Raw genomic sequence first — 23,209 nt, 5'->3', positions numbered from 1 at the left:
GGCGTGAGCGCGGCACCCTCAGCCGTGCACGCACGGCGAGCCTCCGGGGGCCCGAGCGGGGCGCCCCCGCGGTGTACACGCGGCGCACACCCACAGGGTGTGGGTCGGGCGCACGTCCGCAGGCGTGAGCCAGACGCACGCCCGCTGGCGTGAGCCCGGCGCGCCCCCGCTGGCGTGAGCCCGGCGCGCCCACCGGCTCCGGCCCCCGCCCGCCCGTGCCGGCAGCGTGGCCCTGGGATTGCGGCACATAGCTGTTACCGGCAGCCATTGTCTGCCAACATCGTGTCAAGACGGAGCGAACGGGGCGCGGGGTGTCGCAGTCGATCGAGGACTCATGGCGGGTACGGATTCTCGGCGCGGACAACACACCGGTGGGAGCGGGTGTTCTGGTGAGCGGGGGGCGGGTGCTGACGTGTGCTCATGTGGTGCAGTACGCACTGAAGTTGAAGACCGGCGAGAGCCCGCTGGGGCATCGGATCGCGGTCGACCATCCCGGCTCCGGGGCGGGCGGGACGTCGTACGCCTCGGTGCTGCCGGGTGGTTGGGCGCCGCCCGACGGTGAGCGGGGGGACGTGGCGGTCCTGCGGCTGACCGGTCCGGCGCCGGTGGACTGCGCGCCGGCCCGGTTACGGCCGTGCGGCGCCACCCGTGGCCGTACGGTCCGGGTCTTCGGCCAGGCCACGGCCGCTCCGCCCGGCATATGGATCGCCGCCCGGCTGGCCGGCGCGACGGGCCCGGACTGGATCCAGCTGGACTGCCAGGACGCGGCGGGCTCCCGGGTGCGTCCCGGCTACAGCGGAGCGGGCGTCGTCGACGAGCGGGGTGACGTCATCGGCGTGGTCGTCGCGGCGCTGCGGTCCCAGGGCGCCTCCGCCTGGATGATCCCGGTCGAGGCCGCGGTGCGGCACTGCCCGCTGCTCGGTGACGCCGTGGACGACGGCTCCCTGCCCGTCTCGCCCACCCCGCCGCCGGCCTGGCCGCGCGGCGCCGACCGCGAACTGGCCACCGCGCTCGCCCGGGTGCCGAGCATGCGTGACCGGCAGCGCCGGGACAGCGTGCTGCGCGACACGGGCGACGAGATCTTCGACCTGGCCGAGCGGTCGTCGGTGCTGATCGAGGACGTGCGCGGGGTCGTGGAACTGTGCCTGCAGTACGCGGACGGCATCGACCGGCTCGTCGAGGCCCTGCGCTGGTACGAGCGGGGCTCCCTGCCCATGCAGGAGTTCGAGCGGGTCGTGGACCGGCTGCGCGGCGTGTCGAGGCCGACGCCGTGACGGGCGCCGGTGTGCCCCGCACGGGCCTGTTCTGGGAGCTGGCGGGCCTGATCGCGCGCATCCCCGGCCTCGACCACCGGCTGCCGCTGCGGCGCGCCGCCGAGGCGTTCGCCGAGCACGTCGGCCCGCTGGAGGTCGAGCACTCCGGGATGCTCAAGGAGGACCTCTACGCCACGCTGCGGCAGTGCGACGCGTATCCGAACGGGCTGCGTTTCTACCTCGACACGCTCGGCAGCGGCCGCACCGGCACCCTGGCCTGGGCGGCCGTGGAGCGCATGTACCTGCGGTTGTACCCGGAGCGGCTGCTCACCGCGGGCGAGCGCGACGCGCTGTGCGCGCTGCTGACGTCCCGGCCCCCCGGCCCGCCCCTCGGGCCGATCGCGCTGCGCTTCCTGCCGTTCCTGCCGCCGCCCGCCGTCGGCCGGCCCGCGCAGGAGGACACGGACAGGACGGCGGACCTCCTCGACGCCCTGGAGGACGCGCTCGTCCTGCCGGACGAGGCGCATCCGCTGCTGTCCTTCGTCGAGGCCGTCGCCGTCCATCAACCAGGGCCGCTGGAGGGTGAGTTGCGGGCCTGGAACGACAAGGTGGCGCACCGGCTCGGGTGCGCGCCGGACCTGCTGCGGAGCGTGCGGGCCCGGGAGGCGGCCCGGTTGGGGCGCCCCTTCGAGCCGTCCCGGCTGCTCGTGGAGATCGTGGCGCACCCGGCCGCCCCCGACGACTACCATCTGCGCGGCTGGCTGCTGGCCCCGGGCGAGGGCCCGCGTTCCCTGCTCGCCGACTGCCGGGTGTCCTCGCGGCGCGCGCTGGAGGCGACGGTGGCCGGGCTGCACCAGAGCGTCCTGGACCACCTCGGCGAACTGAGCGCCGGGCTGAGCGTCGAGTTCCTGCTGCCCCGGCCGCTGCTTTGGCTCGACGTCGACCAGTTCCCGGTCCGGCCGGCCGGCTCGGTGGCCCGCCCGATCGGCGCGGACCACACCGTCCTCGTACGCAGCCGCGACCGGTTCGGCCACCGGCCCTGGTGGCCCGCGCTGCATCGCCGCCTCGCCTGGCTGGAGGCGCATCCCGACAGGCTCTTCGAGGTGCCGGCGGTGCGGTACGTCATCCCCGGCGCCACACCGGATCCGTACGACCTGCTCAGTCAACTCCGGGGAACGGAAACGCCGTTCTGCTTCGTGCTGCTCGAACCGCCGCAGTACGAGGGCGACTTGCAGGCAGATCCCGTCTACGTCCTGCTGGAGGTCGGTATCCCCGCCATCGTTGCACTGCGCGGCAGGCACGGCCGACACGACCGGGCACGACCGGAGTTGGGGAAAGTACTCGCCGGCCGGTTGGACGCGCTGCCCGACCGGGTACGACAAATGCGGGGCGGCACCGTCCCGCACTGCGATGATCCCTCGGCGAGGCTGGACCTCCGTCGTCACGTCACCCTAGTGTGGGACAGCCGAGACGGACTGGAGGGGGCGGAGGCCGCGTTGGGGCATCCGCGGACCGGGGGTGGCCATCCATGAGCGGGGAGACGACTGACCAGGCACCACGTCCCCAACCCCCCTCCTGGTGGGTGTTCCGGGACAGCGGTGCCCATCACACACCCTCCGACCCGCTGCCCCCACTGCCCGCCGCGCCGCCCTGGCGGCGCTTTCGGCCCGACACCGACAGCCCGCCGCTCGACATCCCCGCACCGGACGACGTCTCGGACGTCGAGCGCAAGCTGGGCTCGCGCCGGGCGGGCACCCTGGACCGCGCGGTCGTCGAAGTGATCAACGCCGCGATCCAGCTCCGCCGCCCGCTGCTGGTCAGCGGCCGGCCCGGCACCGGAAAGTCCAGCCTCGCCCACCAGATCGCCGCGGAGTTGGGCCTGGGCCGTGTGCTGTGGTGGCCGGTGGTCAGCCGCACCACACTGCGCGACGGCCTGTACGACTACGACGCCATCGGCCGACTGCAGGACGCCCCCGTGGGCCCGGGCCCACGCGGCGAGCGTGGCCCGCTGCCCGATGTCGGCCGCTATCTGACGCTCGGACCGCTCGGCACGGCCCTGCTGCCGTGGAAGCGACCCCGGGTGCTGCTCATCGACGAGCTGGACAAGAGCGACGTCGACCTGCCCAACGACCTGCTGCACATCTTCGAGGAGGGCGAGTTCCGCGTCCGCGAACTGGAGCGGCTCGGGCGGTCACGGCGCGAGGCGAGCGTCGGCACCGCCGACCACGGGTCTCCGGTGGTGGTGCGCGACGGCAGGGTGCGCTGCTCCGAGTTCCCGGTGGTCGTCATCACCAGCAACGGGGAGCGGGCCTTCTCGCCCGCCTTCCGCCGCCGGTGCCTCGATGTGGAGCTGCCCGCGCCGGACGAGGCGCGGCTCGCCGCGATGGTCGAGTCGCACTTCGGTCCGCAGACGGATCCGCGGGCCAGGGAGCTGATCCGTTCCTTCCTGGAGGAGCGCGGGGAGGGCACCCTCGCCGCCGACCAGCTCCTGAACACCGTGCACTTGCTCACCAACGGCGGCGCCGACGTCGACGAGGTGTCCTGGACGCGACTCAAAGCCGCGCTCTGGCGGAGCCTGGCGACGGACGCCTCGCCATGACCGGCTCGGCGGGCTGGGCGCCGACCGCGCGGGAGTGGGCGGAGGCCCTCTGGCTGGCGGAACGCATCGGAGCGGCCGACGAGGCGTTACGGGACCTCCCGCAGCAGCGGCGGGCGCAGCCCGAGGGACCGCTGCCCAGGGGGCCGGACGGGTCCGCCGCCCGGCCGGAGACAGGTACAGGTTCCCGACGCGAGGGGCGGCCCGGGGCCGCGGCCGATGCGTCGACCCCCGTACGGCAGGGCGACGACGACGGTCCGTGGTCCGCGTCGACAGGTGACGGGAACAGCCCACGGTCGGCGCTGCCGGATGACGACAACGTCCCGCGGTCGCAGGTGCCGTTCGGCGAGAAGGGCCCGTCGTCGGGTGGGGGACGGCATCCCGAGGCCGGCCCACCGTCCCCCGGCCCGGTGTCCCCGGCCGACCCGAACTCACCCGCGTCCGAAGACGACACCCCCGAGCGCCCCACGCCCACACCCGCCCCCGCCGCACGGGCTCCGCTCCCCTCCCCGCCTCTCATCGACCCCGACACCCGCCCCGGCGTCCTGCGCGACCCCCTCCGGCTCGCCCGCACCCTGCGCCCCTTCAACCGGCGGATCCGCTCGCCGCACCGGCAGGTCCTGGACGACGAGGAGACGGCGGCCAGGTCGGCGGAGCTCGGCCGGTGGAGCCCCGTCCTCGTGGACGAGCCGGGCCGGTGGTTCGAGGTCGCGCTCGTCGTCGAGCAGAGCGTGTCGATGGCGGTGTGGCGGGGCGTCGCCGCGGAATTCGCCGAACTTCTGCGCAGACAGGGCGCCTTCGCCGACGTACGGACCTGGCGGCTGGACACCCGGGGCGGCAAGGCGGCTCAGCTGCGGCCGGAGCACAGTGGTCCCCCGCGCGCCCCGGAGGAGCTCTTCCACCCGCGGGGCCGACGGCTGATCCTGCTGATGAGCGACTGCGTGGGCGACGCCTGGGCGGCCGGCACCGTGCCCCGGCTGCTCCACCGCTGGGCGCGCCGGGCGCCCGTCGCCGTCCTCCAGCCGCTGCCCAGCCGGCTGTGGGACCTGTGCGAAGCGGTGCCCCGCGATGTGCGGGTGCGAGCCGACGCGCCCGGACTGCCGAACGCACATCTCCTCCTGCGCCACGGCGGGCGCTGGGCGCGCCCCGGCGTGACACCCGTGCCGGTGCTCGAACTGGAGGCCGCCTGGTTCGCGGGCTGGGCCCGCATGGTCACGGGTGAGGCCGCGTCGCACAGCGACCTGGCGGCCCTCCTGGTGGACGAGCAGGGCCTGGCGCCGCAGTGCCTGCCGCCGCTCGCCCCGGACCACCGCTCCCGCCCGGTCTCCGCCGACCATGCGGTGCGCCTCTTCCTGCGGCACGCCTCACCGCAGGCACGGCGGCTCGCGGCCCGGCTGGCCATGGTGCCGCTGCGGCCCGAGGTGGTCGGCGCGGTGCAGCGTCCGCTGGACCGCACGACCGGACCGCTCCCGCTCGCGGAGATCCTCCTCGGCGGCCTGCTGTCGGTTCGCACGGATCCGGCCGGGGACGGTGACGGCCCGCGCTACGAGTTCCTGGACGGCGTACGCGACCGGCTGCTGCGCGGCCTCGGGCGCACCGAGACCCTGCGCACGCTCCAGGAGGTGGCGGGGGTCGCCGGACGGGCGATGGGTGCCAGAGCCGGGCTGCTGGGCACCCTGGTGGCGGCGCCCGCGGAGCTGGACGACGTCCCGCTCGGCGCCGCGGAGCAGGAGCTGCTGTCGGCGGCGGTGCCCGCGCTGGCCGCGCTCGGCCCGGCCTACGGAGGCGCGCTGGCCCGCGCACGGGAGCACACACCTTTGAGCCCGGTCGGTGGTGGGGAGAACAGCGGGCGTCAGCCGGGCCCACCCCCCGCGGACCCCGTGTCCGCCCCTGCTCCTCGGCCCACGGACCCGGCTCAGCCCACGGAGGTCGTGTCGATGGATCCCGCCCCTTCCCCTACGACGGATACGACGGATACGCCGGATACACCGGATACGACAGATGCACCGGAAGCGACGGACCCGGCCCCCGGCACCGAGCGGCCCCGGTCCGCCCCGAGCGCCCCGGGCGCCCCGGCGCGGCCCCGCAGGCCGGCGCGGCTGCCGCGCACCATGCCCCTGCCCCAGGCGTCGTACTTCACCGGCCGGGAGGAGGAGCTCGACCGGCTGCGCGAGCTGCTGAACTCCGGGGACCGGGCGGCCGTCCTGCCGTACGCCCTCTATGGGTTGGGCGGGGTCGGCAAGACCCGGCTGGCCGTGGAGTACGTGCACCGCCACCACACCGAGTACGAGCGGATCTGGTGGATCGACGCCGAGCAGCCCGCCGTGATCCGGCAGCAACTCGCCTCGCTCGCCTCGGACTTCGGGGCTGCCGCCGAAGGGTCCGGGGACCCGGTGGACCGGGTGCTCGCGGCGATGTCGACCGGGACCCCGTTCACGCGCTGGCTGCTGGTGATGGACAACGCGGGAGCGCCCGAGGACGTCGTCCCCTACATTCCCGCCCTGCTCGGGGTGCCGGGCGGCGCCGGTCATGTGCTGGTGACGTCGCGGCACTCCGGCTGGGCCGAGCGCGTCAACGCGCTGCGCGTGGACGTGTTCAGCCGGGAGGAGAGCATCGGGTTCCTGCGCCACCGCACGCCCTGGGCGTCCCGGGAGGAGGCGGAGCGGCTCGCCGAGTCGCTGGGCGACCTGCCGCTGGCCCTGGAGCACTCGGTGGCCGCGCAGGCCCAGTCCGGCATCCGCACCGGCGCCTATCTGGACCTGCTGGAGCACCGCCGTCAGGAGGTCCTGGCCGAACCCTCCGCGTCCGGTATCCAGCCCGTCGCGGCCACCTGGCGCGCCTCGGTGGACCTGCTGGGCGCGCGCAACCCGCAGGCACTCGAACTTCTGCGGCTGCTGGCCTTCTTCGGCCCCGAGCCGATCGCCCAGTCCTTCCTGCGGGACGCGCGGCTGCTTCAGCTGCCCGACTCCCTCGCCCCCGTGGCCCGCGACGAGCTCGCCCGCGGGCGGGCGATCCGGGCCATCAACCAGTTCTCGCTGCTGACCGTCAACGCCGCGAGCGGCACGCTCCAGGTGCACCGCCTGCTGGCCGGCGTGTTGCAGGACGAGGTGCCCGAGGACGAGCGCGTCCGACTGCGCCACCTGGTCCACCGGATCATCGCCGCGCACGACCCCGGTGACTCCCAACGGCCGGAGAACTGGCGCAACTACACCGACATCCTGCCCCACCTCGAGCCCACGGGCCTGCTGCGCTGCGGCGACGAGGGCGTGCGCGGCACCGCGCTGAACATCCTCGGCTACGTCATCGCCGGCGGCGACTTCCCCGGTGCGGCGAGACTGGCCCGGCAGGTCTCCGACATCTGGACCACCACGCTGGGCCCCGACCACCTCCAGACCCTGTGGGCTCGGCGTCAACAGGCCAGCGCGCACTGGCAGCTGGCCGAATTCGACGACTCCCGGCGGATCAACGAGGAGGTGCTCGGGCGGCTGCGCGCCACCGTGGGCGACGACCACGAGTACACCCTCACGGTGGCCGGCGCCACCGCCGCCGACCTGCGCGCGGCGGGCCGGTTCACTCAGGCGCTGGCCCTCGACCGCGACGCCTACGAACGCAGTGTGCGGCTGCACGGCACGCGGTCCCCGAAGGCGCTGACCATCGGCCACAACTACGGGGTGAGCCTGCGCGTCAACGGCCTGTACGAGGAGGCTCTCGCCATGGACGAGAGCATCCACGAGGCCCGCCTGGACATTCTGGGCCCCTCGGCGCGCTCCACCCTCTTCTCCATCAACAACGTGGCCCGCGACCTGCGCGAGTGCGGTCGGTACGTGGACGCGCTGGTGTTGCAGACCAGCACCCTGGCCCGGTACCGCGAGAAGTACGGCGACCGGCATCCGGCCACCATGCGCGCCATCAAGAACATGTCGGTGACGTGCCGCAAGGCCGGGGAGTTCGAGCAGAGCCTCGCCCTGGCGCGCGAGGTGCTGGAGCTGTACCTGGAGCACTTCGGGCCTGAGCACATCGACACGCTGGCGGCGCTGACCAACATCTCCAACGACCTGCGGATGACGGGTGATCCCCAGGCGGCGCGCGAGCACAGCGCCGACGCGCTGCACCGCTACCGCGCGGTGCTCGGTCCGCAGCACCCGCTCACCGGGGCCGCGGGCGTGAACCACGGGGCGGCTTTGCGCGCCGCGCGTGAGTACGCCGAGGCCCGGCAGGTCGACCAGGAGACGGTGACCGCGCTGGCCGTCGCGCTGCCCGACGACCATCCCTGGCTGCTGCTCGCCCGGGTCAACCTCGCCACCGACCTGGCCCTGGACGGCAATCCGCAGGCCGCCCGGGCCCTGGGCGAGGACTGCGCCGGCAAGCTCGACGCCCGCTACGGCGACCGGCATCCGGCGACCCTCGCCGCCCTCACCAACCTGGCCCTGGACCTGACGGAGACCGGCCACCGTGAGGCCGGCGAGGAACTCCTGACCTCCGTACAACGCCGCTACGTCGCCACCCTGGGCCCGGACCACCCGGAGAGCCGCGCCGCGGTCGCGGGAACACGCGCGGAATGCGACGTCGAACCACCACCGATCTGACCCCGCTCTTGGGCCCCGCCCCCTCTAGACCGGCGTCTCCACCCACTCCGCGAGGACCTCGCGCATCGCGTCCAGCAGGAGGCGGCCGCTGGTGGTGAGCCAGTTGTGGTGGGCGAGTTCGTCGGCGGCTCGGTGGGCGGTGTGGCGCCATCGGTCGTAGGGGGCCGGTGCGGTGGGGTGACCGTGGGTGGCCTCCGTGCGCCAGAAGCTCGCTGTGACGAGGAAGGCGGCCGCGCCCTGGAGCAGGGCCGAAGGTGGTCGGGGGCGGTCGGTCCAGGGGGCGTTGCCGAGTGCGCCCGGCGCCGCGTCGAGCAGGCGGGTGAGGTCCTGGAGGGCGTAGAGGAGGGAGTGCTGGGTCTCGTGGACGAGGGCGGCGGCCAGCTCGGCGGGGTCGTCCAGGGGCGCGAGGGCCACGAGTCCGAAGGCGTCGCTGAAGGAGGCGCTGAGCCAGGGGGCGCGGGCGCCGGGGACGGACGGTCCCGGTGCGAGGGGGGCGACGGCACGGACCGTGCCGCGTACGGCGGCGGCCCGGTCGGGGTGGCGGCTCACGAGCCGTTCCCAGGCGCCGCCGAGCCGGTCCCGCCACCGGTCGGCCTCGGCCGGTCCGACGCGCGCGCCCAAGGGCCCCTGGGAGTCGAGGCGGAGTGTCAGCCGGGCCCCGTATGCGGTGAGGAGCACAACGGGCGCCGGTTCCCAGCCGGGTGCGGCCTCCCCGGGTCTGTCCGGGACGCGGACGGCGGTACGCCCTCCCGGGGCGGTGACGGTCGTGCCGTACGGGGTGCGCTCCACCCGTACCGTGTCGCTGCCCGGACCGAGGACGGCGTGGCCGAGGCCGGGCAGGACGAGGGTGCCGTCGCGCACCGGGACGCGCAGCCGGAACGGGAGGCCGGCGCGGTGCCCGGCGACGGCGGCGAGGGCGACGACCTCGTCGGGGCCGTCGCCTCGTACGGCGGCCGCGAGGACGGTCCCGGTGGCGGGGTCCGAGAGCAGCGAGTCGAACACGCCCGGGGCGTGCCGGCGCACGGCCGTGAGGACCGCGATGCCGGTGTCCCAACCGGCCGTTCCGCGTGCTTCCTGGTGCAGGGCACGCAGCAGCAGGAGGTCGCGGCCCGCGCGGGCGGTGCGCAGCAGGCGGAGCGTGCCGGGGTCCGGCGTGCCGCGGGCGATCTGCCGCCACAGGCCGGCGGGCAGGGCGGGCACGGCCGCGACCGCGGGCCCCGCTGCCCGGCCGTCGAGCGTCAAGGACGGGCTCCGGAGACACGGGCGAGGTCGGCGCGGACGACCGCAGCCACGTGGCGGATCAGTGCCATCAGGTCCGGGCAGTAGACGGACGGGTTGAGGTAGCCGTGTCCGGCGCGGTAGCGGTGCGGGTAGTGGCCACCGCCGCACACCGCGCCCACCGGGCAGGCGCGGCACGGTGCGGCGGGCCCCCGCGCGCCGAGCCGGCGGGCCACCACCCCGGGATGGTCGAGGAGCGCGTCGAAGGGATGGCGGTGGACGTCGAGACCGGTGCGGTCGGCCCCTTCGTACGCCGACTTGAGCTGGTCGGAGAGGGTGAGCGCGCCGTCGGTGTCGACCACGGCGAGTTGGGACGGCGCGCCGCCGATGGTCTCGGTGCGGGTCACGCCGCCGAGCAGCAGGTCGAGGATCGACTCGAAGAACGCGATGCTCACGGGTGGGCCGGGGCTGTGGTACCAGCGGTCGAAGACCTCGGCCAGCCACTTCCCGTAGGGCGTACGGGAGTCGTCGTCGGTGCGTTCGGGCGGCCGGTGCGTCCAGTTGCCGAGGGGCAGCAGGAGCCGGAGCGCGGGCGGGTCGTACGAGAGCAGGTGTTCGTAGACGGCGAGGGGGTCCGCGGTGACGTCGACGGTGCACAGGATGCCGGCCCAGACGGCGCGGTGCTCCGGGGCCGTCAGGCGTCGCAGGGCGGCGTCGACGCGGGCGTGGCTGCCGCGTCCGGCGTGGTCGCGGCGGGCGCGGTCGTTGATCTGCGGGGTGCCGTCGAGGCTGACGGCGATCCGGATGTCCTCCTCGTGGCACAGGCGCAGCACGCCGTCGTCGAGGAGGGTGCCGTTGGTCTGCACGACGACTTCGGCGCGCGTGCTCGTGGGGAGCAGTTCGCGCAGGGTTCGGGTGAGGCCGCGCAGCAGGGGGACCCCGGCGAGCAGTGGTTCGCCGCCGTGCAGGACGACCCGCAGGGAGCTCGGCCGGTGGTGTTCGGCGTGTTCGGCTATGCGGCGGCACACCTGTTCGGCCGTGGGCCGGGCCATGGTGTGCGGCTGGGTGCGCCAGAGCTGGTCGGTGGCTTCGTACACGTAGCAGTAGGTGCAGGCGAGGTTGCAGCGGCTGTGCACCTTGACCACGAACTCCCGGAAAGGGAGCGGAGCTTGGCCGACCGGGTGTGCGGTGCCGACGTCGAGGAGGTCGTCGGACCACCGGCCGGGGGGCGAGGTCATGGGTGGGGCGTGGTGCGCGGGCGGGGGCCTTCGGAGCTGTCGCCTCCGGAGTCGTAGGCGGCCACGGGCACCTCCTCCCCGGCCAGGTGGCGCAGGACGCGGCGCAGCGCCGCGGACAGGGCCGAGTCGGTGCCTTCGAGAATCTCCTCCAGGGGCAGCCCTGTCAGATCCGGCATGTCCGCAGTGCGTTCAACGGCCCCGTTGGGCATCGGCCTCAGCCCCCTGTCGCTGCCACCTGACGGTCTGTTGATCCAGCTTTGAGGATAACCAGAGGATCGTGCGCAGGTCAGCCCGCGATCCGGGCGTGATGACGGCTGCGCCGGGGGCGCGTTGTCATGGTCTGACAGTACGTCAATACTGCGCCCCCACTTCCCATCTCCCTTGTGCCGTGGCGCGGTTGACCTTGTGTCGACGGACCGTCACCCTCTCAGGAAACGGATGGTGTCGGGTGCGGGGGTGTGCGGGTGGAGACGAAGTCTCGAGGCAGGGGAGAGCGTGTGGCACGGCGGTCCTTACGGGCCCGCGCCGCACGGTTTCTGCCGGCGAACGGCGCGGACGACTCACTGCGACGATGGGTCCTGCCGGCCGCGTTGATCGGGGTCGTGGCAGGGCTGGGGGCGGTCGCGCTCTTCGGACTGCTGCATCTGTGCACGGGCTGGCTCCTGGAGTCGGTGGCCGGTTACCGGCCCTACCGGACCACCGCGGAGGGCGGTTTCCGCGTTCTGGCCGACTCCGATCACCCGTGGCTGGTGCCGTTGGTGGCGGCCGGCGGTGCCCTGGCCGCGACCGCGTTCGCGGTGTGGCTGGCGCCCGAGGCCCGCGGCCACGGCACGGACGCCGCCATCGCGGCCGCGCACCGCGATCCGGCGGGCATGCGGGGGCGGGTGACGGTGGTGAAACTGGTGTCCTCGGCCCTGACCATCGGCTCGGGCGGCTCGGGCGGCACGGAGGGGCCGGCGGCGCAGATCTCGGCGGCGTTCGGTTCGGTCATCGCCCGGCGCACCGGAATGTCCCGCGAACAGGCCCGCACGGCCCTGGTGATCGGGCTCGCGGCCGGGGTGGGCGCGATCTTCAAGGCGCCGTTCGGCGGGGCGCTCCTCGGTGCGGAACTGCTGTACCGCAGGGACATGGACGCCAGGGTCCTGCCGAAGGCGCTGATCGCCTCCGTCGCGGGCTGGCTGGTGTTCGGCGCGTTCCACGGGTTCGGGCCGGCGCTGGGCACGCACGCGGGCCAGGGCTTGGGTGGCGTACGGGGGTTGGTCCTCGTGGCGGTGGTGGGGGTGGCCGCCGGTGTCGCCGGGCGGCTGTACACGGTGTGCTTCTACGCGGTGCACACCCGGGTGGAGGCCCGCGCGCGCGGGACGCTGTCCCGGATCGCGGCGCCGACGGTCGCGGGGCTGCTGGTGGGCGGGCTGGGGCTGCTGGTGCCGGGGGTGCTGGGCACCGGGTACGGCCTGATGCAGGCGCTGACCTCACGGCAGTTGCTGCTGGACCTGCCGCTGCTGGTGGTCCTCGCGATTCCGGTGGCGAAGATCGCGGGTACGGCGCTGACGGTGGGCTCGGGCGGGTCGGGCGGCATCTTCGGTCCGTGCATGGTGGTGGGCGCCGGAGTCGGTGCGGCCGTGTGGCGGCTGGCGGAGCCGGTCGGGTTCGCCCCGGGCAGCCCCCTGGTACCGGTGGCGGTGGGCATGGCGGCCTGTCTGGGCGCGGTGGCCCATGCCCCGCTCGGAGTGCTCGTGATGGTCGCGGAGATGCTGGGGAACGCGTCGCTCCTGGGTCCGGGCATCCTGGCGGTGCTGTGCGCGCAGGCGGTCACCGGGGGTGTGACGCTGTACCGGAGCCAGGTGGACCGGCTCGTGGACGAGCCCGGCGGCCGAATGGGCCCACCGTCCCCGCTCCGGGTGAAGGCGCCGGAGCACCGCACGGTGGTCTCCCTGGTACGGGAGCCGCGCCCCCACACGCCGGAGCACCGCACGGTGGTCTCCCTGGTACGGGAGCCTCGTCCCCACACGCCGAGGGCGGTCAAGCCGACCGATCACGTCGCGATGGCGGCCAAGCCGACGGATCACGTGCCGATGGTGGTCAAGTCGACGGATCACGTGCCGGACTGAGGTCCTGCGGGCGCACCGGCCCTTACGCTGTGCCCATGGAGGACGCGTCGTTGGTCGGGCTCATGGGGCGGGTGACCGGCACGGTCGGGCCCGGGCTCGTCGGTGAGGTGATCGTGCGGGTGCGAGGCGGGGCCGAGCACTTCCTGGCGTATCCGGCGAACGGAACGGGCCGTATCCCGCCCGGGACGGTGGTGATGGTCGTGGAGCATCTGCCGCCCAGGACCGTCTACGTCACCGAGGCGTACGACAGTTGAGACCGCCCCTGCGCAGGTGAGAGCGGCACGCGTCAAGGTTTCGACAAGGATCCGTCAGCGTCTGTACCCCGGCGTTGCGCAGGCGCACACTCCCTTCGTTCGGTGCCGAAAGGGCACCATGCAAAGGGGGCGTATGCCGATGGTTGTCGGCGTCGTTGCGGGGGTGGCGGCTGCCGCCGTCCTCGTTCTCATCGGTCTGTTCAAGATGATGTGGCGGGTCGCGGAACCCAACGAGGCACTCGTCATCTCCGGCTCCAAGCACCGCACGGAGGGCCTGGAGGAGGGGATGGGCTTCCGTATCGTCACGGGGCGCGGCACGCTGGTGCTGCCCGGGGTGCAGGTGGTGCGCAAGCTCTCGCTCGACCTGAACGAGACCGAACTGCACGTGGACTGCGTGACCCACCAGGGCATTCCGCTGAAGGTGCGGGGCGTGGTCATCTTCAAGGTGGGCGACGACTTCGTGTCGATCGCCAACTCGGCCCGGCGTTTCCTCGACCAGCAGAAGCTGATGTCGGAGCGGGTGCACAACGTGTTCGCCGGTCATCTGCGGTCGATCGTGGGCGGGTTGACGGTCGAGGACATGATCCGTGACCGGGAGAAGCTCACCGGGCAGACCAGAGCCGCGTGCGGTACGGAGATGGAGAAGCTGGGCCTGATCGTGGACTCGCTGCAGATCCACGAGATCGAGGACCCGACCGGGTACATCCAGAACCTGGCGATGCCGCACGCGGCGGCCGTGCAGCGGGACGCGCGCATCGCGCAGGCGGAGGCGAATCGTCTCGCCACGGAGGCGGAGCAGGCGTCGTTCGCCCGGATGGCGGAGGCCACCCGGGACAGCGAGATCCTCCAGGCCGGCTACCAGGCCGAGCGGGACAAGGCGGGCGCCAAGGCCCGCCAGGCGGGACCCCTCGCCGACGCGGCCGCCCGCCAGGAGGTCGTCGTCCAGGAGACCCGGGTCGCCGAGCTGGAGGCGCACCGGCGCGAGCAGCAACTCCAGGCCGACGTCCGCAAGCCCGCGGACGCGCAGGCCTACGAGAAGCGCACGCTCGCCGAGGCGGAGCGCGACGCGCGGATCTCGGCGGCGCAGGCCAAGGCGAAGGAGACGGAGCTCGCGGCGGCGGCCGAGGCGACACGGGTCAAGGCGGCCGCGGGCGCCGAGGCCGAGGCGACCAAGAGCCGGGGTGCGGCCACCGCCGCCGCGACCCGGGCCACCGGTGAGGCCGAGGCCGCCGCCGCACAGGCCAGGGGTCTGGCGGAGGCCGAGGCGACCAGGGCGCAGGGGCTCGCGGAGGCGGAGGCCATCAAGGCCCGCGCCGCCGCCCTCGCCGAGAACCAGGAGGCCGTGGTCGCGCAGCAACTCGCGGAGAAGTGGCCGGAGATCGTCCAGGCCGGCGCGTCCGCGTTCGGCAACGTCGACAACATGGTGCTGCTCAACGGGGCCGACGGCATGGCCGACGTGTTCGCGAAGGCGCTCACGATGGGTGGGACCGGACTGGGCCTGGCGCGGCAGTTGCTGGCGTCCATGAACCAGAACGGGCAGACCCCGAACGGGACCGCGTCCCTCAACGGGGCCGCGGGCCCGCCGTCGCAGAAGGTGCCGGTCGAGGACAGGTGAGGGCCCGTGGTCACGGGGGCGGCTCTTAGGGGTCCTTGCCCTGATCGGGCATGGCGCTAGGACCCCTTAGGGTGCCCCCGTGACTGCGTTTACCGATGAGAACGTCCCGGGCCGGTTCGGCCCCTCCGCGACCACCGAGGCCGATCCCCGCGAGGTGGGCCGGGTGCGCACCGAGTACTCCCCCGCGCACGACGGCGACCCCGATCCCGGCGAGATCGTCTGGACGTGGGTCCCGTTCGAGGAGAACGACGGCCGGGGCAAGGACCGCCCGTTGCTCGTCGTCGCCCGCGAGGCGGGCGGTACCTTCCTCGCCGTACAGCTGAGCAGCAAGCGGCACGACGGCGACCGGGAGTGGGTCGCGATCGGCAGCGGCCCGTGGGACCGCTCCGGGCGGGACTCCTGGGTGGACGTCGACCGCGTGCTGCGACTGCACGAGGCGGGCATGCGCCGGGAGGCGTGCGCGCTGGACCGGATGAGGTTCAACCTGGTGCGGCACCGGCTGCACGAGCGCTACGGCTGGACCTGAGCACTTCTCCCGCCGAACGTCTTTTCGAAGGCGCCTCGCACCACGTTCCCCGGTGTCCGGTCCAGCACGCCGAACACGACGTGCTCAAAGGTGCGTGCGAACCGCCCGCCGGTCTCGTCGAGCAGCGCCCGGAACGCGCCCGCCACCTGTGCCGGGTCGTTGCGGAACACCCCGCAGCCCCAGGCGCCCAGCACCAGCCGCCGGTAGCCGTGGGCGGCGGCCGTCTCCAGCACCCGCTCGGCCCGGACGGCCAGGGCCCGCGGCAGCTCGGCCGCGCGCTCGGGTGCCGTCCGCAGGACCACGCCGGCGTTCGGCGCGGCCGAGGTCAGGAATCCCGCGGTGTACGGCTCGTCCAGCAGGTGGCCGCGGTCGTCGCGGAAGACGGGCACGGACGGTGCGTGGATGACGCGGTCCGTGTAGAAGGGGTCGCGGTGGGCGCGGTGGTGGTCGTAGAACTCCCGGGCCTCCAACAGGCACGTGTACAGCGCGGAGGCGCGGCACAGGGCCTCCTCCTGGGCCTGGGCGCCGTTGAGGTAGCCGCCGCCGGGGTTTCGGGCGGAGGCGAAGTTCAGGACGGCGACCGGGCCGTCCTGGGCCAGTCTGCGGGCGGCCTCGGTGCTGCTCTCTGGGGTGACCTCGATGCGCGGGTCCGCCTCGGGGGTCTCGGGAACCGGGACCGGGTCCGGCCCCACCATCCGCGTCCCCTGCCGGGCCGCCTCGATCGTCGCCGTCAGGGACACCTCGCGCCCGTCCGGCGCGCGGTACGCGCCCGCCGTCACGATCTGCTCGGTCTCGCGGGCGAGGCCGCGCAGACGCGCGCTCACGGCGCCACCCCCGTGGGCGCCGCGACCGCGCGCCGCGCGGCCTCTCCCGTCCCGTCCGTCTCCCCCGTCGTGCTCATGAACGCATCGTGAGGGATGCTGGTCGTGCGGTGCAACGGAGTTTTCCCGGGTACGAGAACACCCTGGAAGCCGCTTTTCCAGGTCCTGGAAGTGCCGTTTTGTACCCTTGTACGAATCGGCTGCAGGAGCTTGGGTGGGACGAGTGATGCCGGTCCGGCTCTCTTCGATGCCGGACCGGTGGCATGGTGGAATCTCAGGAGGATCCCGACATGTCGGATACGCCAAGTGATGGTTCGGCCGGGGACTGTACGGAGCACCGCACCGCAGTCACCGAAGCCGACGCGGAGGCCCTGGTCCGGGGCATCTGCTTCAAGACCGGCCCGCCCCGCACCGTCGGGGTGGAAGTGGAATGGCTCGTCCACGAGCTGCGTGAGCCGCGGCTCCCCGTAACACCCGAACGACTCAGAGCGGCCTACGCCGCTCTGCGGACCGTGCCCCTGAGGTCGGCGCTCACCGTCGAGCCCGGCGGCCAGCTGGAGCTCAGCTCGCCGCCCGCCCCCTCCCTGATGGACTGCGTCCGCACCGTCTCCGCCGACCTCGACGCCGTCCGCGCGGTCCTGCGCCGGGACGGCCTCACCCTCGTCGGCCTCGGCGCCGACCCCTGGCACCCGCCCCGCCGGTTCCTGCGGGAACCGCGCTACGACGCCATGGAGGCCGCCCTCGACCGCACGGGCCCGGCCGGCCGCGCCATGATGTGCACCTCGGCCTCCGTCCAGGTCTGCCTGGACGCCGGGCACGAGAATCCCGGCCCGCTCGGGGTCGGGCGGCGCTGGTGGCTGGCCCACACGCTGGGCGCGGTCCTGGTGGCCGCGTTCGCCAACTCCCCGCTGCTGGGCCATGAGCCCACCGGCTGGCTCTCCACCCGCCAACTGCTGTGGACGGAGATCGGCGCGGGCCGCGCGGGCGCGCCCGATGTGGACGCCGAGCCGCGCGGCGCCTGGGCCCGGCACGTCCTGGACGCCCCGGTGATGTGCATCCGGCGCGACGGCACGCCGTGGGACGTGCCCGACAAACTCACCTTCCGGGAGTGGACGAGGTCGGGGGCGCCGACCCGTGAGGACCTCGACTACCACATCACGACGCTGTTCCCGCCGATCCGGCCGCGCGGCCACCTCGAGCTGCGGATGATCGACGCGCAGCCCGGCGACGACGGGTGGATCGTGCCGCTCGCCGTGACGACGGCGCTGTTCGACGACCAGGAGGCCGCCGAGACGGCGTACCGGGCGGTGAAACCCCTGGCCGAGCGCGCCATGGCCCTGCCGGCGCCGCACAACCCGCTGTGGATCGACGCGGCCCGGCACGGACTGGCCGACCCCGAACTGCACGACATCGCCGTCACGTGTTTCACGACGGCGCTGGAGGCCCTGCCCCGGCTCGGCGCCACCCCGGAGGTCATGGACGTCGTCACGGCGTACCTCGACCGCTACGTCCGCCCGGGACGCTGCCCCGCCGACGATCTACTCGAACAACTGCGCGATGGCGATGGTCGCGCGCACGGGAAGGACATCCACCCATGACCGAGCCCGCCCTCGACGCCGAGCCCGCCGTCGACGCCGATTCCGTCCGTGAGCGGGCGGTCGCCTCGCTCGTCACCGCCCGCGAGCGCACCACCCTGCTGACCACCTGCGTCGACGGCCCCGACCTCACCGCCCAGCACTCGCCGCTGATGTCGCCCCTGGTCTGGGACCTGGCGCACATCGGCAACCAGGAGGAACAGTGGCTGCTGCGGGCGGTCGCCGGCCGGGAGGCGATGCGTCCGGAGATCGACGGCCTGTACGACGCCTTCGAGCATCCCCGCGCCGAACGGCCCTCGCTGCCGCTCCTGCCGCCCGACGAGGCACGCCGGTACGCGGCGGAGGTGCGCGGGCGGGCCCTGGACGTCCTGGAGAGCGCCGACTTCCACGGAACGCGGCTGACGGAGGCAGGCTTCGCCTTCGGGATGATCGCGCAGCACGAACAGCAGCACGACGAGACAATGCTGATCACCCATCAGCTCCGCCGGGGCCCGCAGGCCCTCACCGCCCCGGACCCGGAACCCGCGCCGCTGTTCACCGGACCGGCCGAAGTCCTGGTCCCCGGCGGCCCGTTCACCATGGGCACCTCCACCGAGCCGTGGGCGCTGGACAACGAGCGGCCCGCGCACCGGCGGGAGGTGGCGCCGTTCTACATCGACACCACACCGGTGACGAACGGCGCCTACCAGGCGTTCATCGACGACGGCGGCTACGACGACGAGCGCTGGTGGAGCGCGGAGGGGTGGGCGCACATACGCGGGCACTCCCTGTACGCCCCGCTGTTCTGGCACCGCGACGGCAGGCAGTGGCTGCGCCGCCGCTTCGGCGTCACCGAGGTCGTGCCGCCCGACGAGCCGGTGCTGCACGTGTGCTGGTACGAGGCCGACGCCTACGCCCGCTGGGCCGGACGCCGGCTGCCCACCGAGGCGGAGTGGGAGAAGGCCGCCCGGCACGACCCGGCGGGCGACCGCTCGACGCGCTACCCGTGGGGCGACGCCGACCCGGCGCCCGAGCACGCCAACCTCGGCCAGCGGCACCTTCGTCCGGCGCCTGCCGGCAGCTACCCGGCCGGTGAGTCCGCGCTGGGCGTACGGCAGTTGATGGGCGACGTGTGGGAGTGGACGGCTAGCGACTTCCTGCCGTACCCCGGCTTCCAGGCGTTCCCGTACAAGGAGTACTCGGAGGTGTTCTTCGGCTCCGACCACAAGGTGCTGCGGGGCGGTTCGTTCGCCGTGGACCCGGTGGCCTGCCGGGGCACGTTCCGCAATTGGGACCACCCGATCCGGCGGCAGATCTTCTCCGGCTTTCGCACCGCGCGCTCGGTGAACGTCTGATGTGCCGTCACGTGGCCTACCTGGGCCCCGAGGAGCCGTTGGGCCGAATCCTCGTGGAGCCCCCGCACGGGCTGTACCGGCAGTCGTGGGCGCCGCGGCGCCAGCGCCACGGGACGGTCAACGCCGACGGTTTCGGCGTGGGTTGGTATGCGCCGGGCGACCCCGTGCCCGCGCGCTACCGCCGGGCCGGGCCGATCTGGGCCGACCTGTCCTTCGCCGACCTGGCCCGGGTCGTGCGCACCCGCGCCCTGCTCGCCGCCGTCCGGGACGCGACCCTGGCGGGGGCGGACGCGGAGGCCGCGGCGGCTCCGTTCGCCACCGGCACCTGGCTGTTCAGCCACAACGGCGCCGTCCCGGGCTGGCCGCACTCGCTGGCCGCACTCGCGCCCACCCTCCCCGCGGCGGACCTGCTGTCCCTGGAGGCCCGCAACGACTCGGCGCTCGTGTGGGCGCTGGTCCTGGCACGACTACGGGCCGGCGACCACGAGGGCCAGGCACTGGCCGACACCGTCCTGGAGGTCGCCGCGGCGGCCCCCGCGGCCCGGCTCAACCTGCTGCTCACCAACGGCGAGACCATCGCCGCGACCGCCTGGGGAGACACCCTCTGGTACCTCTCGGAGCCCGGCCGGCGCACGGTCGTGGCCTCCGAGCCCTACGACGACGACCCTCGCTGGCAGGAGGTCCCCGACCGCACCCTGCTCACGGCGAGCCGCGCCGACGTCCTGCTCACCCCCCTCAAGGACCTGAGCGAGGACGCGGCACCCGCACCGTCCGAGGAGCCAAGCACGTGAATCCGTTCCACGTCACCCGCACCCTGCCCGAGGACGCCACGGACACCGCCCTGCGCGTCGACGTCCTGCGCGGCCTGACCGCCATGCCCAAGACGCTGCCGCCGAAGTGGTTCTACGACGCGAGGGGCAGTGAACTGTTCGACCGGATCACGGAGTTGCCCGAGTACTACCCCACCCGTGCCGAGCGGGAGATCCTGCTCGCCCGGTCCGGTGAGATCGCCGCCGCGACCGGCGCCCGCACCCTCGTCGAACTGGGCTCCGGTTCCTCCGACAAGACCCGCCACCTGCTCGACGCGCTCACCGGCGTGCGCACCTACGTCCCCGTCGACGTCAGCGAGAGCGCCCTCACGGGGGCCGGCCACGCCCTGATCGCCGAGCGGCCGGGGCTGACCGTGCACGCCCTGATCGCCGACTTCACCGACACGCTGGCCCTGCCGGACACGCCGGGGCCCCGGTTGGTGGCGTTCCTCGGCGGCACGATCGGCAACCTGCTGCCGCTCGAACGCGCCGGGTTCCTGGCCTCCGTACGGGCGCTGCTCTCCCCCGGCGACGCGCTGTTGCTGGGCACGGATCTCGTGAAGGACGAGCAGGTGCTCGTCCGGGCGTACGACGACGCGGCCGGTGTCACGGCCGCGTTCAACAAGAACGTCCTGGCCGTCGTCAACCGTGAGCTCGGCGCCGATTTCGAGCCCGACGCCTTCGACCACGTGGCGCTGTGGGACGCGGAGAACGAGTGGATCGAGATGCGCCTGCGCTCCCGTACCGCGCAGACGGTGAAGGTCCCCGTCCTCGACCTCGCCGTCGACTTCGCGGCGGACGAGGAACTGCGCACGGAGGTGTCGGCGAAGTTCCGCCAAGACGGGGTGCGCGCCGAACTGGCCGCGGCCGGTATGGAGTTGACGCACTGGTGGACCGACTCCGAAGGGCGGTTCGCGTTGTCGCTGAGCACGGTGCGGTGACCCGGGGCCTCAGCCGAGGGAGACCTCCAGCGCCTTCGTGACGCGTCGGGAGGCGCGGCGGGCCTCCGTCGCGGGGTCGGCCCCGGTGAGCACCTTCGTCATGTAGTCCTTGATCGGGTTGTCCGCCTCGACGGCGGCCCACTCGGGTGTACTGGGGGTCGCCCGCCCCTGCGCGGCGCCCGCCGCCATGGCGGCGACCCCCTCCTCGCCGGAGACCGCCCGGGCGAGCGTGCGCTTGTTGGGCACGTAGTTCATGGCGCGGGCCAGCTCGGTGTCCCACTTGGCGCCGGTGAGCGCCTTGACGACGGCGACGGCGCCGTCGCGCTGGTCGGTCCTCCTCGGTACGACGAGGTCGGAGCCGCCGGTGAAGACGGCACCGGGCCTGGCCGCGCTCCTGCCGGGGACGGGGAAGAAGCCCAGTCTGCCCGCGAGGTCCGGGTTCTGCTGGACGACCGCCCGGGCGAGTCCCGGTACCGCCACCATCTGGGCGACCTTGCCCCGGGCGAACACGGCGGCCTGCGGCGGGTGTTCCTCGTCGGCCGCGACGGGGCCGTCGCCGAGGCCCTGGAGCCGACGGTAGAAGTCCATGCCGCGCAGGGCGGCCGGGGTGTCCAGCGTGCCCTCCCAGAGACCGTTGTCCTGGGTGGCCAGGTCGCCGCCCTCGTCCCAGATGAAGCCGGAGAGGGTGTACCAGTCCTGTCCGGCGAGGTAGATGCCCTGGTTTCCGTCCGTATCGAGCTTCTCGGTGGCGGCGAGCCACTCGGCACGGGTCCGGGGCGGGGTGGTGACACCGGCCTGTTCGAACAGGTCCTTGCGGTAGATGACGACGCGGTTGGCCGCGTACCAGGGGATGCCGTACTGGTGGTTCCTCAGCTGTCCCGGCACGGCGAGGCCCGGCAGCCAGTCGCGGCTGCCCCAGTCCCGCACCGACTCCAGCGTCAGGTCGAGCAGTCTGCCTCCGTCGACGTACTGCGGGACCTGGGTGTTGCCGACCTCGATGACGTCGGGGCCGGACGGGGTGTCCGCCTCCAGTGCGGACTGCACCTTGGCGCCGATGCCGGTCCAGTCCTGGATGCGGATGTCGAGGTCGAGGTCCGGGTGGGTGCGCTCGAAGTCCTCGGTGAAGCGGCGCAGGAAGTCCTGCGACGCGCTGTCCTTCATCAGCCACACGGTGACGGTGTGCCGCTCGTCCCCGCCGATGTGCGGCACCAGGCCGCAGGCGTCGGCACCGAAGGCGAGGAGGGCGGCGAACACGCAGGCGAGGGGGAGGTGGTGACGTCTCACGGGGGTCCTGTTTCTGTCTGGCGGACAGGGGTCACGGGCCCGGCGTGGGGGACGAGCACGGCGCTCGAACGGGTGGGCTGGATTTTGGTATAGACCAATGCGGAGGGTCAAGAGGTATTCCGGAGTTGGCCCGACGTCTCGCGCGGCGCCGCAGCTTGGGGCACGGTGGAGTGACGCGTGACACACGTGAGCACTCACGGAGAGGAACCCGCATGTCGAACCACACCTACCGGGTCACCGAGATCGTCGGCACCTCCCCGGACGGCGTCGACGCGGCCATCCGCAACGGCATCACCCGCGCCTCACAGACGCTGCGCAACCTGGACTGGTTCGAGGTGACGCAGGTGCGCGGGCAGCTCGAGGACGGGGAGATCGCACACTGGCAGGTCGGACTGAAGGTGGGCTTCCGCCTGGAGGAGACGGACTGAGGCTCACGGCGACCTCAGGTCCGTCCTTCGCGCTCCTGCGCCACCTTCAGCTCGGCGGAGGGCGTCGCCCAGCGTGCGAGCACGACGGTGAAGCCCTCCCGTTGGGCGTCCGCGCAGACCAGCTCGTCGTCGTCCACGAGCACGCGGATCTCCCGGGTGCGGGCGAGCGTGCGAAGGATCTCCAGCTTGGTGCGCCGGGCGGGCCTGCGGTCGTCGTTGCGCCGCATGTACACCCGCCCCGCGGGCAGCCCGTGGGCGTCGAGCCAGTCGAGCGTGTCCTGACGGCACCGCTCGGGCCGCCCCGTGAGGTAGACGACCTCGCACTCCCGTGCGCTCTCCACGGCCAGCGCGATGCCCTCCGGGAGCGGCGGATCCTGCGGAGCGGCCGCGAAGAACGCGTCCCAGTCGCGCGGCTTGCGCTCCAGGAACCGCTGACGGTGTGCCGTGTCGGCGAGGGTGTTGTCGAGGTCGAACACGGCGAGCGGGCGTTTGCCACCGGCCGTCACCGGGCGTCGGCTGCCGGCCGCCCCACGGCCGCTGTTCGTCGCACGGCTGCTGCTGTTCGTCACACGGCCACCCTACGCACCGCGGCACCCCTCG

The 23,209-nt window shown here is 73.7% G+C and carries 19 protein-coding genes; 13 read left to right on the top strand and 6 right to left on the bottom strand.

The annotated features are described in order from the left end of the window. Positions 1-311: 311 nt before the first annotated feature. The 4 genes from ACFYWX_RS34680 to fxsT are packed head-to-tail and all read left to right on the top strand — an operon-like array spanning position 312 to position 8,435. Entirely contained in the window at positions 312-1,274 is a 963-nt protein-coding gene (locus ACFYWX_RS34680; protein ID WP_389428799.1) for a trypsin-like peptidase domain-containing protein, read from the top strand. After that, positions 1,271-2,785, top strand: a complete 1,515-nt coding sequence (locus ACFYWX_RS34675; protein ID WP_389428798.1) for a hypothetical protein — start codon at positions 1,271-1,273, stop codon at positions 2,783-2,785. Before ACFYWX_RS34680 ends, ACFYWX_RS34675 begins: the two co-directional genes overlap by 4 nt. Then, the gene (locus ACFYWX_RS34670; RefSeq protein WP_389428797.1) at positions 2,782-3,852 is read left to right on the top strand and encodes an AAA family ATPase; all 1,071 of its coding nucleotides are present in this window, start codon (positions 2,782-2,784) and stop codon (positions 3,850-3,852) included. The genes ACFYWX_RS34675 and ACFYWX_RS34670 overlap by 4 nt, the downstream gene beginning before the upstream one ends. After that, complete coding sequence (gene fxsT / locus ACFYWX_RS34665; protein WP_389428796.1) at positions 3,849-8,435, top strand: FxSxx-COOH system tetratricopeptide repeat protein; 4,587 nt, start codon at positions 3,849-3,851, stop codon at positions 8,433-8,435. The genes ACFYWX_RS34670 and fxsT overlap by 4 nt, the downstream gene beginning before the upstream one ends. A 24-nt stretch (positions 8,436-8,459) precedes the next feature. On the opposite strand, the gene ACFYWX_RS34660 is transcribed toward fxsT, so the two are convergent. Genes ACFYWX_RS34660 through fxsA form a run of 3 tightly spaced genes read right to left on the bottom strand, consistent with a single transcriptional unit; the run spans position 8,460 to position 11,067 of the window. Beyond that, entirely contained in the window at positions 8,460-9,677 is a 1,218-nt protein-coding gene (locus ACFYWX_RS34660) for an aKG-HExxH-type peptide beta-hydroxylase (protein WP_389428795.1), read from the bottom strand. Next, positions 9,674-10,891: an FxsB family cyclophane-forming radical SAM/SPASM peptide maturase gene (locus tag ACFYWX_RS34655; RefSeq protein ID WP_389428794.1), complete on the bottom strand. Its 1,218-nt coding sequence runs from the start codon at positions 10,889-10,891 to the stop codon at positions 9,674-9,676. Before ACFYWX_RS34655 ends, ACFYWX_RS34660 begins: the two co-directional genes overlap by 4 nt. After that, complete coding sequence (fxsA, locus tag ACFYWX_RS34650) at positions 10,888-11,067, bottom strand: FxSxx-COOH cyclophane-containing RiPP peptide (protein WP_389428793.1); 180 nt, start codon at positions 11,065-11,067, stop codon at positions 10,888-10,890. The genes ACFYWX_RS34655 and fxsA overlap by 4 nt, the downstream gene beginning before the upstream one ends. A gap of 321 nt (positions 11,068-11,388) precedes the next feature. On the opposite strand from fxsA, the gene ACFYWX_RS34645 reads away from it, so the two are divergent. The 4 genes from ACFYWX_RS34645 (at position 11,389) to ACFYWX_RS34630 (ending at position 15,397) form a co-directional block, all read left to right on the top strand. Then, entirely contained in the window at positions 11,389-13,002 is a 1,614-nt protein-coding gene (locus tag ACFYWX_RS34645) for a chloride channel protein (RefSeq protein ID WP_389428792.1), read from the top strand. 35 nt (positions 13,003-13,037) lie between these two features. Further along, positions 13,038-13,256: a hypothetical protein gene (locus ACFYWX_RS34640; protein WP_389428791.1), complete on the top strand. Its 219-nt coding sequence runs from the start codon at positions 13,038-13,040 to the stop codon at positions 13,254-13,256. A 133-nt stretch (positions 13,257-13,389) separates the two neighbouring features. Beyond that, positions 13,390-14,871, top strand: a complete 1,482-nt coding sequence (locus tag ACFYWX_RS34635) for an SPFH domain-containing protein (protein WP_389428790.1) — start codon at positions 13,390-13,392, stop codon at positions 14,869-14,871. A 79-nt stretch (positions 14,872-14,950) separates the two neighbouring features. After that, positions 14,951-15,397, top strand: a complete 447-nt coding sequence (locus tag ACFYWX_RS34630) for a type II toxin-antitoxin system PemK/MazF family toxin (RefSeq protein ID WP_389428789.1) — start codon at positions 14,951-14,953, stop codon at positions 15,395-15,397. Here the strand turns inward: ACFYWX_RS34630 and ACFYWX_RS34625 are convergent. Continuing rightward, complete coding sequence (locus tag ACFYWX_RS34625; protein WP_389428788.1) at positions 15,382-16,221, bottom strand: TIGR02452 family protein; 840 nt, start codon at positions 16,219-16,221, stop codon at positions 15,382-15,384. The two genes, ACFYWX_RS34630 and ACFYWX_RS34625, sit on opposite strands and share 16 nt — an antisense overlap. A gap of 287 nt (positions 16,222-16,508) precedes the next feature. Between ACFYWX_RS34625 and egtA the strand changes: the two genes are divergently transcribed. From egtA to egtD, 4 genes are read left to right on the top strand one after another with little or no spacing between them, the layout of a single operon-like run. Continuing rightward, complete coding sequence (gene egtA / locus ACFYWX_RS34620; RefSeq protein WP_389428787.1) at positions 16,509-17,816, top strand: ergothioneine biosynthesis glutamate--cysteine ligase EgtA; 1,308 nt, start codon at positions 16,509-16,511, stop codon at positions 17,814-17,816. Further along, positions 17,813-19,147: an ergothioneine biosynthesis protein EgtB gene (gene egtB, locus ACFYWX_RS34615; protein ID WP_389428786.1), complete on the top strand. Its 1,335-nt coding sequence runs from the start codon at positions 17,813-17,815 to the stop codon at positions 19,145-19,147. The genes egtA and egtB overlap by 4 nt, the downstream gene beginning before the upstream one ends. Beyond that, positions 19,147-19,938, top strand: coding sequence for an ergothioneine biosynthesis protein EgtC (gene egtC / locus ACFYWX_RS34610; protein WP_389428785.1), 792 nt, complete (start codon positions 19,147-19,149; stop codon positions 19,936-19,938). The genes egtB and egtC overlap by 1 nt, the downstream gene beginning before the upstream one ends. After that, entirely contained in the window at positions 19,935-20,897 is a 963-nt protein-coding gene (gene egtD / locus ACFYWX_RS34605; RefSeq protein WP_389428784.1) for an L-histidine N(alpha)-methyltransferase, read from the top strand. The genes egtC and egtD overlap by 4 nt, the downstream gene beginning before the upstream one ends. Before the next feature lie 9 nt (positions 20,898-20,906). Here the strand turns inward: egtD and ACFYWX_RS34600 are convergent, their stop codons facing one another. Then, a complete protein-coding gene (locus tag ACFYWX_RS34600; RefSeq protein WP_389428783.1) occupies positions 20,907-22,181 on the bottom strand; it encodes an extracellular solute-binding protein in 1,275 nt (424 codons plus the stop codon). A 212-nt stretch (positions 22,182-22,393) separates the two neighbouring features. Here ACFYWX_RS34600 and ACFYWX_RS34595 point away from each other — a divergent pair, with 212 nt between their 5' ends. Then, on the top strand, positions 22,394-22,609 hold the full coding sequence (locus ACFYWX_RS34595; protein WP_389428782.1) for a dodecin: 216 nt from the start codon (positions 22,394-22,396) through the stop codon (positions 22,607-22,609). Positions 22,610-22,623: 14 nt separating this feature from the next. On the opposite strand, the gene ACFYWX_RS34590 is transcribed toward ACFYWX_RS34595, so the two are convergent. Continuing rightward, complete coding sequence (locus ACFYWX_RS34590) at positions 22,624-23,115, bottom strand: hypothetical protein (RefSeq protein ID WP_389428835.1); 492 nt, start codon at positions 23,113-23,115, stop codon at positions 22,624-22,626. Between the last annotated feature and the right edge of the window lie 94 nt (positions 23,116-23,209).

Source organism: Streptomyces sp. NPDC002888, from assembly GCF_042888465.1.
Classification (GTDB): domain Bacteria; phylum Actinomycetota; class Actinomycetes; order Streptomycetales; family Streptomycetaceae; genus Streptomyces.
Note: the sequence above shows the minus strand (reverse complement) of the source record. Positions and strands in the feature narration are given on the sequence as shown.

What these genes read in the sequence shown, in the direction of transcription:
- ACFYWX_RS34655 (WP_389428794.1), bottom strand. Translation starts at nt 10,891, where the DNA reads ATGACCTCGCCCCCCGGCCGGTGGTCCGACGACCTCCTCGACGTCGGC.
- ACFYWX_RS34670 (WP_389428797.1), top strand. Translation starts at nt 2,782, where the DNA reads ATGAGCGGGGAGACGACTGACCAGGCACCACGTCCCCAACCCCCCTCC.
- ACFYWX_RS34640 (WP_389428791.1), top strand. Translation starts at nt 13,038, where the DNA reads ATGGAGGACGCGTCGTTGGTCGGGCTCATGGGGCGGGTGACCGGCACG.
- ACFYWX_RS34635 (WP_389428790.1), top strand. Translation starts at nt 13,390, where the DNA reads ATGCCGATGGTTGTCGGCGTCGTTGCGGGGGTGGCGGCTGCCGCCGTC.
- egtA (WP_389428787.1), top strand. Translation starts at nt 16,509, where the DNA reads ATGTCGGATACGCCAAGTGATGGTTCGGCCGGGGACTGTACGGAGCAC.
- egtB (WP_389428786.1), top strand. Translation starts at nt 17,813, where the DNA reads ATGACCGAGCCCGCCCTCGACGCCGAGCCCGCCGTCGACGCCGATTCC.
- fxsA (WP_389428793.1), bottom strand. Translation starts at nt 11,067, where the DNA reads ATGCCGGATCTGACAGGGCTGCCCCTGGAGGAGATTCTCGAAGGCACC.
- ACFYWX_RS34595 (WP_389428782.1), top strand. Translation starts at nt 22,394, where the DNA reads ATGTCGAACCACACCTACCGGGTCACCGAGATCGTCGGCACCTCCCCG.
- egtC (WP_389428785.1), top strand. Translation starts at nt 19,147, where the DNA reads ATGTGCCGTCACGTGGCCTACCTGGGCCCCGAGGAGCCGTTGGGCCGA.
- fxsT (WP_389428796.1), top strand. Translation starts at nt 3,849, where the DNA reads ATGACCGGCTCGGCGGGCTGGGCGCCGACCGCGCGGGAGTGGGCGGAG.